This window comes from Vibrio sp. Makdt (assembly GCF_027587015.1).
Taxonomy (GTDB): domain Bacteria; phylum Pseudomonadota; class Gammaproteobacteria; order Enterobacterales; family Vibrionaceae; genus Vibrio; species Vibrio chagasii_B.
This window is the reverse complement of the sequence record NZ_JAPPTH010000022.1, coordinates 16,006-32,084: the sequence shown is the minus strand read 5'-3', so window position 1 is coordinate 32,084 and position 16,079 is coordinate 16,006. Positions and strand designations below refer to the sequence as shown.

The 16,079-nt window shown below is 44.6% G+C and carries 15 protein-coding genes and 1 riboswitch; of the genes, 2 read left to right on the top strand and 13 right to left on the bottom strand.

The genetic code is table 11. From position 1 onward, the window contains the following. Window positions 1-13: 13 nt before the first annotated feature. Both OH460_RS21365 and yfbV read right to left on the bottom strand, forming a co-directional pair. A complete protein-coding gene (locus OH460_RS21365) occupies window positions 14-979 on the bottom strand; it encodes an ABC transporter substrate-binding protein (protein ID WP_239930991.1) in 966 nt (321 codons plus the stop codon). A gap of 271 nt (window positions 980-1,250) precedes the next feature. Next, entirely contained in the window at window positions 1,251-1,703 is a 453-nt protein-coding gene (yfbV, locus tag OH460_RS21360) for a terminus macrodomain insulation protein YfbV (RefSeq protein ID WP_269999484.1), read from the bottom strand. Window positions 1,704-2,046: 343 nt separating this feature from the next. Here yfbV and OH460_RS21355 point away from each other — a divergent pair, with 343 nt between their 5' ends. After that, window positions 2,047-3,243, top strand: a complete 1,197-nt coding sequence (locus tag OH460_RS21355; RefSeq protein WP_004737356.1) for an acetate kinase — start codon at window positions 2,047-2,049, stop codon at window positions 3,241-3,243. A 139-nt stretch (window positions 3,244-3,382) separates the two neighbouring features. Continuing rightward, a complete protein-coding gene (gene pta, locus OH460_RS21350; RefSeq protein WP_105057414.1) occupies window positions 3,383-5,548 on the top strand; it encodes a phosphate acetyltransferase in 2,166 nt (721 codons plus the stop codon). Window positions 5,549-5,630: 82 nt separating this feature from the next. Here pta and OH460_RS21345 read toward each other — a convergent pair whose 3' ends face one another. The 11 genes from OH460_RS21345 to moaA all read right to left on the bottom strand — a co-directional run bounded on the left by OH460_RS21345 (window position 5,631) and on the right by moaA (window position 15,772). After that, window positions 5,631-6,569 carry a glutathione S-transferase family protein gene (locus tag OH460_RS21345; protein ID WP_269999483.1) on the bottom strand — a complete coding sequence of 313 codons (939 nt, stop codon included), beginning with the start codon at window positions 6,567-6,569 and terminating at the stop codon, window positions 5,631-5,633. 204 nt (window positions 6,570-6,773) lie between these two features. Continuing rightward, window positions 6,774-7,766, bottom strand: coding sequence for a murein tripeptide/oligopeptide ABC transporter ATP binding protein OppF (gene oppF, locus OH460_RS21340; RefSeq protein WP_210447377.1), 993 nt, complete (start codon window positions 7,764-7,766; stop codon window positions 6,774-6,776). Further along, window positions 7,763-8,734 carry an ABC transporter ATP-binding protein gene (locus tag OH460_RS21335; RefSeq protein WP_269999482.1) on the bottom strand — a complete coding sequence of 324 codons (972 nt, stop codon included), beginning with the start codon at window positions 8,732-8,734 and terminating at the stop codon, window positions 7,763-7,765. Before OH460_RS21335 ends, oppF begins: the two co-directional genes overlap by 4 nt. A gap of 42 nt (window positions 8,735-8,776) precedes the next feature. Continuing rightward, on the bottom strand, window positions 8,777-9,679 hold the full coding sequence (gene oppC / locus OH460_RS21330) for an oligopeptide ABC transporter permease OppC (protein WP_269999481.1): 903 nt from the start codon (window positions 9,677-9,679) through the stop codon (window positions 8,777-8,779). A 15-nt stretch (window positions 9,680-9,694) separates the two neighbouring features. Beyond that, complete coding sequence (oppB, locus tag OH460_RS21325) at window positions 9,695-10,615, bottom strand: oligopeptide ABC transporter permease OppB (RefSeq protein ID WP_019823600.1); 921 nt, start codon at window positions 10,613-10,615, stop codon at window positions 9,695-9,697. A 103-nt stretch (window positions 10,616-10,718) separates the two neighbouring features. Next, window positions 10,719-12,350, bottom strand: a complete 1,632-nt coding sequence (locus OH460_RS21320) for an ABC transporter substrate-binding protein (protein WP_269999480.1) — start codon at window positions 12,348-12,350, stop codon at window positions 10,719-10,721. A 640-nt stretch (window positions 12,351-12,990) separates the two neighbouring features. Next, window positions 12,991-13,446: a molybdopterin synthase catalytic subunit MoaE gene (moaE, locus tag OH460_RS21315; RefSeq protein ID WP_102332513.1), complete on the bottom strand. Its 456-nt coding sequence runs from the start codon at window positions 13,444-13,446 to the stop codon at window positions 12,991-12,993. Window positions 13,447-13,448: 2 nt separating this feature from the next. Next, window positions 13,449-13,694: a molybdopterin synthase sulfur carrier subunit gene (gene moaD, locus OH460_RS21310; protein ID WP_239830264.1), complete on the bottom strand. Its 246-nt coding sequence runs from the start codon at window positions 13,692-13,694 to the stop codon at window positions 13,449-13,451. After that, window positions 13,691-14,170, bottom strand: coding sequence for a cyclic pyranopterin monophosphate synthase MoaC (moaC, locus tag OH460_RS21305; protein ID WP_004734026.1), 480 nt, complete (start codon window positions 14,168-14,170; stop codon window positions 13,691-13,693). Before moaC ends, moaD begins: the two co-directional genes overlap by 4 nt. Window positions 14,171-14,182: 12 nt before the next feature. Continuing rightward, the gene (gene moaB / locus OH460_RS21300) at window positions 14,183-14,695 is read right to left on the bottom strand and encodes a molybdenum cofactor biosynthesis protein B (RefSeq protein ID WP_004734027.1); all 513 of its coding nucleotides are present in this window, start codon (window positions 14,693-14,695) and stop codon (window positions 14,183-14,185) included. Between the two features lie 87 nt (window positions 14,696-14,782). Further along, a complete protein-coding gene (moaA, locus tag OH460_RS21295; protein WP_239830265.1) occupies window positions 14,783-15,772 on the bottom strand; it encodes a GTP 3',8-cyclase MoaA in 990 nt (329 codons plus the stop codon). Continuing rightward, window positions 15,761-15,913, bottom strand: a riboswitch (molybdenum cofactor riboswitch). Its footprint overlaps the gene before it by 12 nt. Window positions 15,914-16,079 lie beyond the last annotated feature (166 nt).

Sequence of the window (16,079 nt, the reverse complement as noted above, 5' to 3'; positions counted from 1 at the left end):
CTATCCAACGCCATCACCGGCTCACTATCGCACGCTCAATCACTGACTTTGGCACCGTAACACCTAGCTCGCGAGCTGCATCCAAGTTAATCACCAATTGCGAACTCTGTGCGGTCTTTACGCTCAATTTACCGGGTTTTTGACCATTCAAGATAGCAGACACATAATCCGCGGTTTGTACTCCAACGTCGTAATAGTCTAACCCTAAACCAGCAATAGCCCCCTTCCCTACATAAGACGTTGCCCCTGCGACCACTGGCGTCCCCGCTTGGTTTGCCGCTTCAATAAGGCCTTCAGCACCGCTAGCAACCGTATTATCGGTTAGCGCGTAAATTACGTCGGAACGCTTCGCCACTGATTCTGCTTTAGATTCCACATCATCAATGGTCAGCGCCTTTTCTGTATAGAGCTCGTAGCCAAAATCACGCGCTGCTTTTCTAAGTAGCCCAACTAAAGCGACCGCATTAGCTTCTGCCGGGTTATAGACCACGCCTATAGAGTTCGCCTCAGGAAGAAGCTCTTTGATTAGTGAGACATGCTGAACAATTGGAGATAGATCAGAAAGGCCAGTCACATTACGTCCCGGTTTTTCAAATTGTTTAACAAGCCTTGCTCCGATCGGATCGGTGACGGCCGTAAACACAATAGGAATTGTTCGAGTAGCTGACACCAAAGCCTGTGAGCTCGGCGTCGCGATGCCCACCAAAACATGTGGGTTTTCACTCACAAGTTCTCTGGCAATTTTCGCTGCCTGAGCTGGGTTTCCATCGGCCATTTCATAAGAAAACTCTAAGTTTTTTCCAGGTTCATAACCTTTTGCTCTGAGCCCTTCAAGAAGCCCTAAACGTGTCGCGTTTAAATCTGGGTGATCGACCACTTGTGACACCGACACTTTCGCAATGTTTGCCATCACACTGCTAGTCCATAGCAGCAGAGAACAGCTCAAAACTGCCGTTAATACTTTTTTTACTAAACCCATCCACACTCCCTGAATCAAGCTTCCGTTGTTATTGCTCGATCAAAGAGAACAACATCAAATCACTATTGATATTATTACCAGTAACAATTGATAACTTGAAGTGATATTTAACAAAAACACAACAAGGCTCGAATTATGCGAGGAAAGCTAGGTTTGCTTTGGGATACGATAAGAAATGGGGTGAATAAGATATGCAAGGATTAGCTCTGAGAGCAAGCAAAGTATGTAGAATATCGATGCTCTCAGGCCTATAGGGAGATGTAAGGTGTTTTTAGAACCAGCGCTCCATTGACGACTTGTCTAACTGATGGAAAGCGCGGTTAAGGATAATGGCTAATTCTTTATAGCGAGGGCGCGGCTTCATCGGCTCTAACGCGAACCCTGTTTCAGTGATCTTTTCGTGTAACTCTCGATACCAAGAGACCAAAGCCGGCGGAAGTTGAGTGTTTGAACGGTTACCTAACCACCACATGCCTTGAAGTGGCAAGCTAATAGCGAACAAAGCCATGACCACAGCTTGTGGCATTGCTTGGTAATTATTAAAAACCATTTGCGTAAGAACACTGATAGCAGCGATCGCAGGCATTACCTTAACACCAAAGCGCGTCGCTTTAATGATGCGTTGCTCTGGGAAAATAGCGTTTAACTCTTTTCGAACAGGCCAGAGATCCATGTACTTTTGGCCATCTTTTAAACTGCCAGCTAAACCAACTCTATTGCTCATATGAGTCTCCCATTAAAAAAAGTTGAAATCATCAACTAAAAACACAAAAATTTGACGAAAAATAATATTCTTTCAAATTTTTTTGTTATATTTGCACAATATCGCTATTATTTGCAGACCTCAATCTCATTGTTGCCCTTATTTACAATTTAAGCAACTTTGAGAAGACTTCTGCAAGGAATGCACAAGCCGCTTTTGCTTAAAAAGTGCGCTTTCACTTTAATACGGAAATTAACGTTTTTTTGACCAAGGTTAGTACGCAAGCTAGCGAGCTTCGTCTATTCTTGAGATTAATTTTCATCCTTAACTGATTTCGATCAGAAAAATTAACAGGTAGTCATTAATGTCTAAGCTAGTTTTAGTTTTAAACTGTGGTAGTTCTTCTCTTAAATTCGCTGTTGTTGATGCAGAAACAGGTGCAGAGCACCTAACTGGTCTTGCTGAGTGTCTAGGTCTTCCAGAAGCTCGTATGAAGTGGAAACTTGACGGCAAGCACGAAGCACAACTAGGCGCGGGCGCAGCTCACGTAGAAGCACTATCTTTCATGGTAGAAACTATTCTTGCTTCTAAGCCTGAGCTTAAAGCTAACCTTGGCGCTATCGGTCACCGTATCGTACACGGCGGCGAGCAGTTCACTCAATCTGCACTAATCACAGATGACGTTCTTAAGGGTATTCAAGACGCTGCGACTTTCGCACCTCTTCACAACCCAGCTCACCTAATCGGTATCGAAGCTGCTCAACAGAACTTCCCAGGCCTTAAAAACGTTGCTGTATTTGACACTGCGTTCCACCAAACAATGCCTTCTGAGTCTTACCTATACGCTCTACCGTACAACCTGTACAAAGAGCACGGCATCCGTCGTTACGGCATGCACGGTACTTCTCACCTATTCATCACTCGTGAAGTTGCAGGCCTACTAAACAAGCCAGTTGAAGAAGTTAACATCATCAACTGTCACCTAGGTAACGGCGCTTCTGTATGTGCAATCAAGAACGGTAAATCTGTAGATACTTCTATGGGCCTTACTCCTCTTGAAGGTCTAGTAATGGGTACTCGTTGTGGTGACCTAGATCCTGCAATCATCTTCCACCTACACGACGCTCTTGGCTACTCTGTTGAAGAAATCAACAACATGCTAACTAAAGAGTCTGGTCTTGCTGGTCTAACTGAAGTGACTTCTGACTGTCGTTTCGTTGAAGACAACTACGGTGAGAAAGAAGAAGCAACTCGTGCAATGGACGTGTTCTGTCACCGCCTAGCTAAATACGTTGCTGGTTACACTGCAACTCTAGAAGGTCGTCTAGACGCAATCACTTTCACTGGCGGCATCGGCGAGAACTCTGGCCCAATCCGTGAAATGGTTCTAAACCGCCTAGGCATCTTCGGCATCGAAGTTGACGGTGAAGCTAACCTTAAAGCTCGTTTCGGCGGCGAAGGTACTATCACTACAGCTAACAGCCGTATCCCTGCAATGGTTATCTCTACTAACGAAGAGCTAGTAATTGCTGAAGACACTGCGAAACTAGCAGGTCTTTAATCAAATTTAGGACCGCAGGCTTTAACGAGTCGGCGGTCTTTTGATAAAAATGGGGCTCAGCTTCTATTCCTATTCCTACCCTTAAATAGGAATATGAAGTTGAGCTTTTTTAATCCAATAGCTAAAGGTACTCATACGAATGTCTCGTACTATTATGCTTATCCCTACTAGTGCTGGTGTTGGTCTAACTAGCGCAAGCATGGGTGTTCTTCGCGCAATGGAGCGCAAGGGCGTTAAGGTTTCTTTCTACAAACCAATCTCTCAACCACGTTCTGGTGGCGACCAACCTGATCTAACTTCAACTATCGTTGGCGTAAACAGCGATGTTAAGATCGGTCAACCTCTTGCTATGTCTGTTGCTGAAAGCCTAATCGGTAACGACAACATGGACGAGCTACTAGAAACAGTTGTTGAGCGTTACAACCAGATCAACAAAGATGCTGACGTAACTCTTATCGAAGGTCTAGTACCAACTCGTAAGCACCCATTCGCTAACCAAGTGAACGCAGAAATTGCTGCGACACTAGGTGCAGAGATTGTACTTGTTGCAACTCCGGGTACTGACAACCCTGCTCAACTTAAAGAGCGTATCGAAGTAGCATGTTCTAACTTCGGTGGCACTAAGAACAAAAACATCTCTGGCGTTATCATCAACAAGCTTAACGCTCCAGTAGATGAAGCAGGCCGTACTCGCCCTGACCTATCTGAAATCTTTGACGATGCAGACAGCGCTCAGCAAAGCGAACTAAAAGTAATGGAGATCTTCAACACTTCTCCAATCCGTGTTCTTGGTTGTGTGCCTTGGAGCATCGAGCTAATCGCTACTCGTGCTGCAGATATGGCTTCTCACCTAAACGCTGAAATCATCAACGAAGGTGAACTGAATACTCGTCGTATTAAGAGCATCACTTTCTGTGCGCGTTCTCTACCGCACATGATTGAACACTTCAAGCCAGGTTCACTACTTGTGACTTCGGCTGACCGTCCTGACGTTATCGTTGCAGCAGCACTTGCAGCAATGAACGGCGTTGAGATTGGTGCTGTTCTTCTAACTGGTGGTTACGATATCCCTGCGGAAATCCAAGACCTAATCAAGCCTGCTTTAGAGACTGGTCTTCCAATCTTTAAAGCACAAGGTAACACTTGGCAGACATCTCTGAACCTACAGAGCTTCAGCCTAGAAGTACCAGCAGACGATAAAGAGCGTATCGAGTTCATCAACGAACACGTTGCGGGTCACATCGATGGCAACTGGATCGAGTCAATGACGGAAGGTACTGAGAAGTCTCGTCGTCTAAGCCCACCAGCATTCCGTTACCAACTAACTGAGTTCGCTCGCAAAGCTGGCAAGCGTATCGTTCTTCCTGAAGGTGATGAGCCACGTACAGTTAAAGCTGCTGCTATCTGTGCAGAGCGCGGCATTGCAGAGTGTGTGCTTCTGGGTAACCCTGAAGAGATCCGTCGTGTTGCAGCACAACAAGGTGTTGAGCTAGGTGCTGGCGTAACGATCATCAACTCTGATGAAGTACGTGAAAACTACGTAGCTCGTCTAGTTGAGCTACGTGGCGCGAAAGGCATGACTGAAGTTGTTGCTCGTGAGAAGCTACAAGACTCAGTATTCCTAGGCACTATGATGCTTGAAAACGGTGAAGTAGACGGCCTAGTTTCTGGTGCTGTTCACACTACAGCGAACACTATCGTTCCTCCGTTCCAAATCATCAAGACTGCACCAGATGCTTCTATCGTATCTTCTGTATTCTTCATGCTACTGCCTGACCAAGTACTGGTTTACGGTGACTGTGCGATCAACCCAGATCCAACAGCTGAACAGCTTGCTGAAATCGCTATCCAATCTGCAGATTCTGCTGCGGCATTCGGTATCGACCCACGCGTTGCTATGATCTCTTACTCTACTGGTGAATCTGGTAAGGGTGCAGACGTAGATAAAGTACGTGAAGCGACGAAGCTTGCTCAAGAGAAACGTCCAGATCTAGTGATCGACGGTCCTCTACAATACGATGCTGCTATCATGGAAAACGTTGCTGCTTCTAAAGCACCGAACTCTCCGGTAGCTGGTAAAGCGACTGTATTCGTATTCCCAGACCTAAACACTGGCAACACGACTTACAAAGCGGTACAACGTTCAGCAGATCTAGTATCTATCGGTCCAATGCTTCAAGGTATGCGCAAGCCAGTAAATGACTTGTCTCGTGGCGCTCTAGTAGACGATATCGTGTACACAGTAGCTCTAACGGCTATCCAAGCAGACCAAGCTGCGCAAGCTGAAGAAAAAGTAGTTAACTAATTTTCTTTTTCAGAAAGCAAAAACCCTAGATGTTTATCTAGGGTTTTTTTACGCCTGAAGAAAAGCGAATTAATTAATGATTCTAACCACGTCCGTGAGGCGAATCTAAATCCAGTTCAGGCCCTTTAGGAACCACTTGAGTCGGGTTGATACCAGTGTGGCTATAATAGTAGTGGCGCTTGATGTGGTAGAAATCCGTCGTCTCTTTAATACCCTCTATTTGATAGAGCTCTTTTAGATAACCTTGGATATGTTTGTAATCCGCAATTCGCTGCTTGTTACACTTGAAGTGGCCAACATACACTGCATCGAATCGAACCAAGGTCGTAAACAACCGCCAATCCGCTTCTGTAATCTCGTTACCTGCCAGATAACGGTTTTCGCTAAGGTGGGTATCCACTTTGTCTAACGCTTCAAATAACGCGTCATACGCTTCTTCATAAGCTTCTTGTGTGGTCGCGAAGCCGGTACGATAAACGCCGTTATTGATGTTCGGATAGATGTAGTCGTTCCACTCGTCAATCTTGCTCGCCAATTCCCATGGGTAGTAATCATCGGTGTTACCTGTTAACTCATTAAATTCTGAATTGAACATGCGGATGATTTCAGACGACTCGTTGCTCACGATGGTGTTGGTTTTCTTATCCCATAAAACAGGAACCGTTACTCGACCTGAATAGTCCGGTTTGGCTTGGGTGTAGATTTGGTGCATGCGAGTGTGACCGAACAGAGGCTCAGGCAAGCCCATTTGCCACCCTTCACTCATCATGTCAGGGCAAACTACTGTCACATCGATGTGATCGGTTAGGTCTTTCAGTTCACGGAAGATCAGCGTGCGATGCGCCCACGGACAAGCTAACGATACATATAGGTGGTAACGACCACTTTCTGGCTCAAATTGCGCTCCGGCTTTATTTTCAACCCAGTTGCGAAAGCCCGCATCTTCACGAACGAACTTACCACCGCTTTCTTTGGTGTCGTACCACACGTCGTGCCAAACACCTTCAACTAACTTGCCCATATCCAAACCCCTGTGATGCTAACTTTTCTCTAGTATAAAAAAAGCCAACTTTTTCAAAACTAGAAGAAGTTGGCTTAGTTGTTCGAATATTTTGATGAAGCTTGTTGAGCGGACCAATAAGCCTAAACCTAAGACAAAAAAAGCGCGACTCTAATAACTAGTCGCGCTTAAGCCTGTCACAGGCTGAACCGTTTTAAATAGGCTCTACATTTGTACGTGCAAGCAAGATACTGCGTGAACGTCATTGCCTTGAATCGTTGGCTTAGTTTGCGCACAGGCCTCTGTTGCTTGTGGGCAACGAGTACGGAACACACAGCCTGATGGCGGATTGATTGGCGATGGTAGATCACCTTCCAACATCTGAATGGTTTTGCTTCGCTCTAAGCGAGGATCTGGAATTGGAACTGCAGACATCAACGCTTTGGTGTACGGGTGCTTAGGATCAGAGAACAATGCATCTGATTCTCCAAGTTCTACCGCGTTGCCTAAGTACATCACCAACACGCGGTCAGAAATGTGTTTCACAACCGACAAATCGTGCGCGATGAATACCAAAGACAAACCTAACTCTTTTTGTAGCTCCTTCAGAAGGTTAACTACTTGAGCTTGGATAGATACATCCAATGCTGAAACTGGTTCATCACAGATGATCATCTTAGGCTTCAAGATAAGAGCACGTGCGATACCGATACGCTGACACTGACCACCTGAGAATTCATGTGGGTAACGGTTGATTACGTTTGGTAGTAGACCAACCTTTGCCATCATCTCTTTAACTCGGTCCTTCACTTCCTGTTTAGAAAGCTCTGGGTAAAAAGTCTCTAGAGGCTCAGCAATGATGTCACCAACAGACATACGTGGGTTAAGCGATGCTAGTGGGTCTTGGAAGATCATCTGAATCTCTTTACGAGTTTCACGACGCTGTACTTCCTGCATTTTAGTCAGGTCTTGGCCTAACCACATAACTTCGCCGTCTGTCGCTTCAACCAAACCAATGATTGCACGAGCAAATGTCGATTTCCCACAACCAGACTCACCTACTACACCCAGCGTTTCCCCTTCGTAAAGGTGGATATCAACGCCATCAACGGCTTTCAGGTTTGACGGTTTTGCCCAAGGCCACGCTGATTTAGCTGCGATGCTAAAGTGAACTTTCAGGTCTTTAATATCTAGTAATAACTGTTTATCTACACTCATTTTGTCCAAGTCTCCCAGTCAGAAAAACAAGCACGCTGACGGTCATTACCAAATGGCGTCAAAATAGGTGCTTCTTGCTTACAACGATCCATTACGCGGTGACAACGGTCTTGGTAAGGACAGCCTGTTGGCAGGCGAAGTAAGTTTGGTGGATTACCTGGAATAGTCGGTAGAATTTCACCTTCTGTATCCAAACGAGGAATCGCTTTCAGTAGGCCCTCTGCGTATGGATGGCTTGGCTCGTAGAAAATTTCATCAACCGTGCCGTACTCCATTGTACGACCCGCGTACATCACAAGTACTTTGTCACATGAACCTGCAACCACACCCAAATCGTGGGTGATCATGATGATTGCCGTGTTGAACTCATCTTTCAATTCGTTTAGCAATTCCATGATTTGCGCTTGAATAGTTACATCCAGCGCGGTAGTTGGTTCATCTGCAATAAGCAGTTTTGGACGGCACAATAGCGCCATTGCAATCATCACACGCTGACGCATACCGCCAGAGAATTCGTGTGGGTACATGGTGATACGCTTGCGTGCTTCAGGGATTTTAACCGCTTCAAGCATGCGTACTGATTCTTCAAACGCCTCTGCTTTACCCATGCCTTTGTGCAGCATAAGTACTTCCATCAGCTGATCACTTACTTTCATGTAAGGGTTCAGTGATGTCATCGGGTCTTGGAAGATCATCGCGATCTGTTCAGCACGAACTTTGTTCAACGCTTTTTCAGATAGGTTAAGGATTTCATTGCCTTCAAACTTTGCACTGCCTGAGATGATGCCGTTCTTAGCCAGCAGCCCCATCAGTGCAAATACCGTTTGTGATTTACCTGAACCTGACTCACCCACGATACCCAGCGTTTCACCTTGGTTAAGTGAGAAATTCAAGTCGTTTACTGCAGTTACGATACCATCTTGCGTGGTAAATTCGACGCGCAGATCTTTGACATCTAATAAGCTCATTATTGCTTCCTTAATCTTTTATAGCTTTTAATTGCTATTTCGTTATCTGTCTTTTGGATCAAGCGCATCGCGCAGACCATCACCTACGTAGTTAAAGCAGAACAGCGTAACTACCATGAATACCGCAGGGAATGCCAGTTGCCAGATTGCAACTTCCATTGTTTGCGAGCCTTCTTGTAACAGCGCGCCCCAACTTGTCATAGGCTCTTGAACACCAAGACCAAGGAAAGATAAGAATGATTCTGTAAGGATCATGCTTGGAATAAGCAGCGTAGAGTAAACCGCTACGATGCCTAGCACGTTCGGTACGATATGACGTGTAATGATCTTCCATTTGCTTACACCACATACGTGTGCAGCTTCAATGAACTCTTTACTACGTAAGCTTAACGTTTGACCACGTACAATACGCGCCATATCTAGCCAAGCAATCGCACCAATCGCAACGAAGATTAGGATGATGTTACGACCAAAGAATGTCACTAGAACGATAACTAGGAACATGAATGGAACCGCGTACAAGATCTCTAGGATACGCATCATCACTCGGTCAGTACGACCACCAATGAAGCCAGAAGCTGCACCGTAAAGCGTACCAATCAGTACCGCTACGAATGCACCCATCACACCAACCATTAATGAGATACGGCCACCAATAAGAGTACGAACATACAAATCACGGCCTAAGCTATCAGTGCCAAACCAGTGCTCCGCACTTGGCGCTGCATGCATTGCGTACCAGTCAGTATCATCATAAGTGTACTGAGCCAGCATCGGTAAGAAGATAACTGCCAATACCATAAGCGTAAGGATAAACAGGCTTACCATTGCCGCTTTGTTTCGCATAAAACGAATGCGGGCATCCTGCCACAAACTGCGACCTTCAATTTCTAAGCTCTCAGAGAACTTTTCGATCGCTTCTAAATTTTCTTTTTTCTTCAACATAACCATGCGTCCCTGTTAGTAGCGAATTTTCGGGTCAATCAGCGCTAGCAAAATATCAACGATTGCGTTGAACAAGATGAATAGGAAACCAATCAAGATGGTTACACCCATTACTAGCGAGTAGTCACGGTTAAACGCGGCGTTAACAAACAGCTTGCCGATACCTGGTAAGCCGAAGATGGTTTCTACAACAACTGAACCTGTAATGATACCTACAAACGCAGGTCCCATATAAGAAACGACAGGCAGCAGTGCTGGCTTCAGTGCATGTTTTAGAACGATGTAACGGTAACTTAGGCCTTTTGCTCGTGCAGTTCGGATAAAGTTACTGTTGAGCGTTTCAATCATGCTACCGCGAGTAATACGAGCAAATGTGGCTACGTAAAGAAGAGACATCGCGATAACTGGCAGCACGATGTACATATAAGTACCGCCGTGCCAACCACCTGCTGGGAATATGTTCCAGTGCAGAGAGAATAGGTAAATAAGCGCCGGAGCCAACACGAAGGATGGCATTACTACCCCGAGCATGGCGGTCGACATTATGGTGTAGTCTATCCAGGTGTTGTGCTTCAAGGCGGCAATCGTCCCGACCGATACTCCCATAATCAGGGTAAAGATAAAGGCAATAAAGCCTACCTTCGCAGATACTGGAAGTGCGACTGCGATCAGCTCATTAACGGTGTAATCTTGATATTTGAATGATGGACCGAAGTCACCTTGTAAGATATTTGTCAAATACGTGGTGTATTGTTCAAAAACAGGTTTATCTAAGCCGTATTTAGCTTCAATGTTAGCCATAACTTCTGGCGGTAATGGGCGCTCGCTTGAAAACGGGTTACCCGGTGCGAAACGCATGAGAAAGAAAGATATAGTGATCAACACCAACATGGTTGGAATCGCTTCGAATATCCTTTTCATAATGAATTTAAGCATAAACTCACTCTTTTCAGTCTGTGACAATTAAAAAATAAATAGACACTGTGTGCGATTTCTCGCACACAGGTCTAAGTTAGTTATATTTTATTTTTATAGGAGGTTATTTTGCTTTGATATAAAGATCTTTTGAATAGATCTTATCTTCGGCGTTACCTTCTGGGTAACCACCTAGCTGAGGTGATACAAGACGTGTTGTAACGTACTGGTAGATTGGAGCAATTGGCATGTCTTTAGCTAGCAATTTTTCTGCTTCGATGTATAGCTTCGTACGCTCTTCTTCTGAAGTAGAGCTTAGGGCTTTATCGATAACCTTGTCATATTCAGCGCTCTTGTAGTGCTGACCAGCAGTTGTATTCTGGCTAACCATCAATGTTAGGAATGAAGATGCTTCATTGTAGTCACCACACCAACCTGCACGAGCAACGTCAAAGTTACCAGTATCTTTACTGTCTAGGTATGATTTCCACTCTTGGTTTTCGAGTTTCGCGTTAATACCAAGCTCTTTCTTCCACATTGATGCAATTGCTACAGCAAGCTTCTTGTGGTTCTCAGATGTGTTGTAAAGCAGGCTGAATTCAAGCGGGTTGCTCTTCGTGTAGCCAGCTTCTTCAAGAAGACGCTTCGCTTCAGCAATACGCTCTTTTTGAGAAAGTTGACCATACTCTGGAGTTACCGGGTCAAAACCAGCAGTAATTTCAGGAGTCAAGAAGTAAGCTGGTTTTTGGCCTTGACCAAGAATAGCTTTCGTAACGATGTCACGGTCCATCGCGTAAGACATTGCTTTACGAACACGCACGTCGTCGAAAGGTGCTTTCTGTGCATTAAATTGGTAGTAATAAGTACACAGGTTACCCTTAATGTTTACATCTTCTGAGTATTCTTTCTGTAAGCGACGGAAGTGCTCGTTAGGAACTTCGTATGTGAAATCTAGTTCACCAGAGAGGAAGCGGTTCATTTCCGCTACTTGGTTTTCGATTGGTAGGAATGTTACTTTGTTAAGAACTGTATGTTCGTTATCCCAGTAATTTTCGTTGCGTACTAGTTCAAGACGCTCGTTAACTACCCATTGATTTGGAACAAATGCACCATTACCAACAAAGTTTTCAGGCTTAGTCCACTGGTCACCGAATTTTTCAACAGTTGCTTTGTGTACTGGCTTCACTGTTGTGTGACCCATCATCATTACGAAATATGGGACCGCTGTATCTAAAGTCACTTCTAACGTGTAGTCATCTAAAGCTTTAACGCCTAGTTCACTCTTGTCTTTCTTACCCGCGACGATGTCTTTCGCATTCGCCATCTTGGTATATTCCATATACCAAGCGTATGGAGAAGCAGTTAAAGGATCAACCGCACGTTGAAAGCTGTAAACGAAGTCATTTGCCGTTACAGGATCGCCGTTAGACCATTTAGCGTCTTTACGCAGGTGGAAAGTAAATGTTTTGTTGTCTGTCGTTTCCCAGCTTTCAGCTACTCCTGGGATAGTATTACCGTCGCCATCTTGGTTCACTAAACCTTCTAGAAGGTCACGAATTACGTGAGATTCTGGTACGCCTTGAGATTTGTGAGGGTCGAGTGTTGCTACTTCAGTACCGTTACCGCGAACCAGTTCCTGAACTTTTGCTAGTTCAGTGCCTGCTGGAACTTCAGCAGCGATAGAAAGAGTAGAAGAGGCAGCCACTGCCAAACCAGCACCTAGAAGAAGGGCCTGAGTGATTTTATTCTTGTACATTTAATAAACTCCAAGTTTTATGTATTGCATCCATGACTTCTTTGCTTGGTTCACTGAACGGCAGTGATTTAGATTTATTTAGCTCAAAATTTAAGCATAAAAACCTAAAACCTAAAACCTTACAAAGATTGAGGCACACACTATCAACCATTGAAGTAATTTGCCATAAACAAGTCGCAAAAAATCGGATAATTCTCCGAATTACTCAAGGTAACAGTGTAAATCTCTAATAAAAACCTAATGAATAGTGAGTTACACATAGGGATTAATTAAAAAACAGCCTTTAGTGTTGATGTATCTGTGTTGATAATTTTTTTTAGCATCTTATGCTATAACTCGGTCAGCAAATTAACATTAATGCCACATGAAATCTAATTGCACATCACATATCCCCTAAATAGACTCCACTATTTGTGAGGATTATCACTTTATACAAAACAGCATAATGCACTGCACCAAAACAGATTTAGAAATGCACCAAGACAGACAAAATCACGCACCGAATTTATATGCAACTTGAATGATTAACCATTTATTAATACACCAGTTATTTATAAATAGCTTTGTAGCATGCACAAAAAAAACCGACTTTAATAGTCGGCTTTTAATATTCGTTCTGTAGGTGAGTAACCTTGGGTGGTTATTTTTCCCAACGCTCTGCAGCTTTCGCATCTGAATCTCGAGAGTCAACCCAACGAGTTGCTTCAGTGGTACGTTCCTTTTTCCAAAACGGCGCTTTGGTTTTTAGGAAGTCCATCACAAACTCACAAGCTTCAAAGGCCGCACCGCGATGTGCACTGGATACGCCAACGTAAACAATCTGGTCACCGATATCGAGGTCACCAACACGATGGATAACGCGCATCTTTTGGATTGGCCAGCGTGCCTCAGCTTGATCACAGATCTCGCTCAATGATTTCTCTGTCATACCCGGGTAGTGCTCCAGAGACAAACCAATCACATTATCGCCAAGGTTCATGTCGCGAACTTTACCGACGAACGTCACAATCGCTCCGGCAGCTGTACCTTGAGCCAAGTAGTCGTATTCGTCGCCTACAGAGAAGTCCTCTGCTGTCACTAATACTCTTGGATCCATGCTTAGCCTCCAGTCACTGGTGGGAAGAAAGCGACTTCATCGCCATCTTTCACTTCAGTTGTCAGAGGGACAATGGATTGGTTAAGCGCAGCCAGAAGTTTGCCCTCTTCCAAAGCGATATCCCATTTGCCTTTTTGTGTTACAAGGTGGCTGCGAATCGCTTCAATCGTCTTGAACTTTTCATCAACTTCAACGCTGTCCACACCAACAAGTTCACGAGTTTGAGCAAAGAAAAGTACTGTAATCATGATTCCACCTTAAAATGACCAGATTTACCACCCGTTTTCTCTAACAGGCGTACATTCTCGATAACAATGTCTTTCTGAACAGCTTTACACATATCGTAAATCGTTAACGCAGCAACAGAAGCAGCCGTTAGCGCTTCCATTTCTACGCCTGTCTTACCAGCAAGTTTACAAACAGATTCAATGCGAACCTTGTTTTCAGACTCGATAGCTTCAAGCTGCACTTCTACTTTAGTTAATAGCAGAGGGTGACACAGTGGAATCAGATCCCACGTCTTCTTAGCCGCTTGAATACCCGCGATACGTGCCGTTGCGAAAACATCACCTTTATGGTGGCTACCAGAAACAATCAGCTCTAGCGTTTCAGCAGACATTTGAACGAATGCTTCCGCTCTCGCTTCACGTACTGTCTCAGCTTTAGCCGACACATCGACCATGTTTGCTTCGCCAGACGCGTTAATGTGTGTAAATTGGCTCATACTCAAACCGCCTTATACTGAAAGGTGTGGCATGAAGTTACAAGGGCGGTGGCTAGCATCCATCTGTTGCTTGATGATCTTAGTCCAACCTGTGCGACAAGCACCTGTAGAGCCTGGCATCGCAAAGATTACTGTGTGGTTAGCAAAGCCCGCAATCGCACGAGATTGAATTGTCGATGTACCGATCTCTTCGTAAGACACTTGACGGAATAGCTCACCAAAGCCTTCTACTTCTTTGTCGAATAGTGGCTTAAGCGCTTCAGGCGTGCTGTCACGAGAAGTAAAACCCGTACCGCCAGTGATCATGATCGCTTGTACGCTTTCATCAGCGATCCACTTAGATACGATCGCACGGATCTTGTACATGTCGTCGATAACGATTTGCTTATCAACAACGTTGTGACCCGCTTCTTTAGCATGCTCAGCTAGGTAGCCACCTGACGTATCATTTTCTTCTGTACGTGTATCTGAAACCGTTAGTACTGCGATGTTTGCTGCTTGGAATTTGCTTTCTGCGTGACCCATTTGTTCACCTATATAAATTTTTCAATTAGACTGATTCGCCCAGCCTAGAGAAGCTGAGCGATAAAATGCGTTAGAGTATATAGCGGGTTAACCGCCGATTGACGCCAAGTTTGGAGTCATGCCGCTGTTGCCATCATGTAAGAAATGGCTAACGGACTTGGTTTGAAGCTGAGCCTGTATTCGATCGATGAGCTCTTGCTCTTGTTGATCTTCTTGAATCAAATCTCTCAGTTCAACACCGTGATCGCCAAACAGACATAGGTGAAGCTTACCGGTCGCAGAAACGCGCAGTCGGTTACAACTCTCACAAAAGTCTTTCTCGTAAGGCATGATCAAACCAATCTCACCCTTGTAGTCTGGGTGAACGAACACTTGCGCAGGGCCATCATTAACGGCTCTCACTTTAAGCAACCAACCATTCGCAATTAGCTGGTTACGAATCGCAACACCTGACACATGGTGCTTGTCAAACAACTCGTCCATCTCGCCGGTTTTCATCAGCTCAATAAAACGCAGTTGAATCGGTTTGTCTTTGATCCAATTAAGGAAGGCAGGTAACTCTTGGCTATTGAGGTCTTTCATCAATACTACGTTTACTTTGACTTGTTCAAAGCCAACCTCAAACGCTTTATCAATACCTCGCATAACCTCAGTAAACTTATTCTCACCAGTGATCTGATGGAACATACGTGAATCTAAGCTATCCACGCTCACGTTTATATGGGTTAAACCAGCATCACGCCACTGCCCTACTTGTTTCTCCATGCGATAGCCGTTCGTTGTCGTGGCTACTTTTTCGATGCCTGGAGTAGAAGCAACGGTATGTATGATTTCAGGAAAGTCTTTACGCAGACTCGGCTCTCCGCCTGTAATGCGGATCTTTGAGGTACCACAATCTGCAAACGCTTTTACAACGCGTTTGATCTCGGGAACACTTAAAAAAGACGAGTTTTTTTGCCCTGACGGTTTATAACCATCCGGCAAGCAGTAAGTACATTTAAAGTTACAGACGTCTGTAACCGACAAGCGCAAGTAATAAAACTTGCGATGGAATCTATCTTCGAATTGTTGCGCCACGGAACACCTTTCCAAACACGGGAGGCATAATCATTTCCAATTAAGCCCTTGTGACAACATGTCACTGGCTCTTGATGCGTATCGGTACAGCAAATACCACTGTGCGACTTAGCATGCGAGAGCTCGGAGTTATGGCAACCGCACGTTATATTCATACGCGCAGTAGCTGAGTAATAAAATACTTAATATTTTTACGTGAATCTAGCTCTGATGGTAAAAAACGGGTCACATCGGCAAAAAAAACGTATCAAACGCTCAAAATAACTCTTGTTGAGTATATAGCGAGAAGCATTTAACCTAAATTATA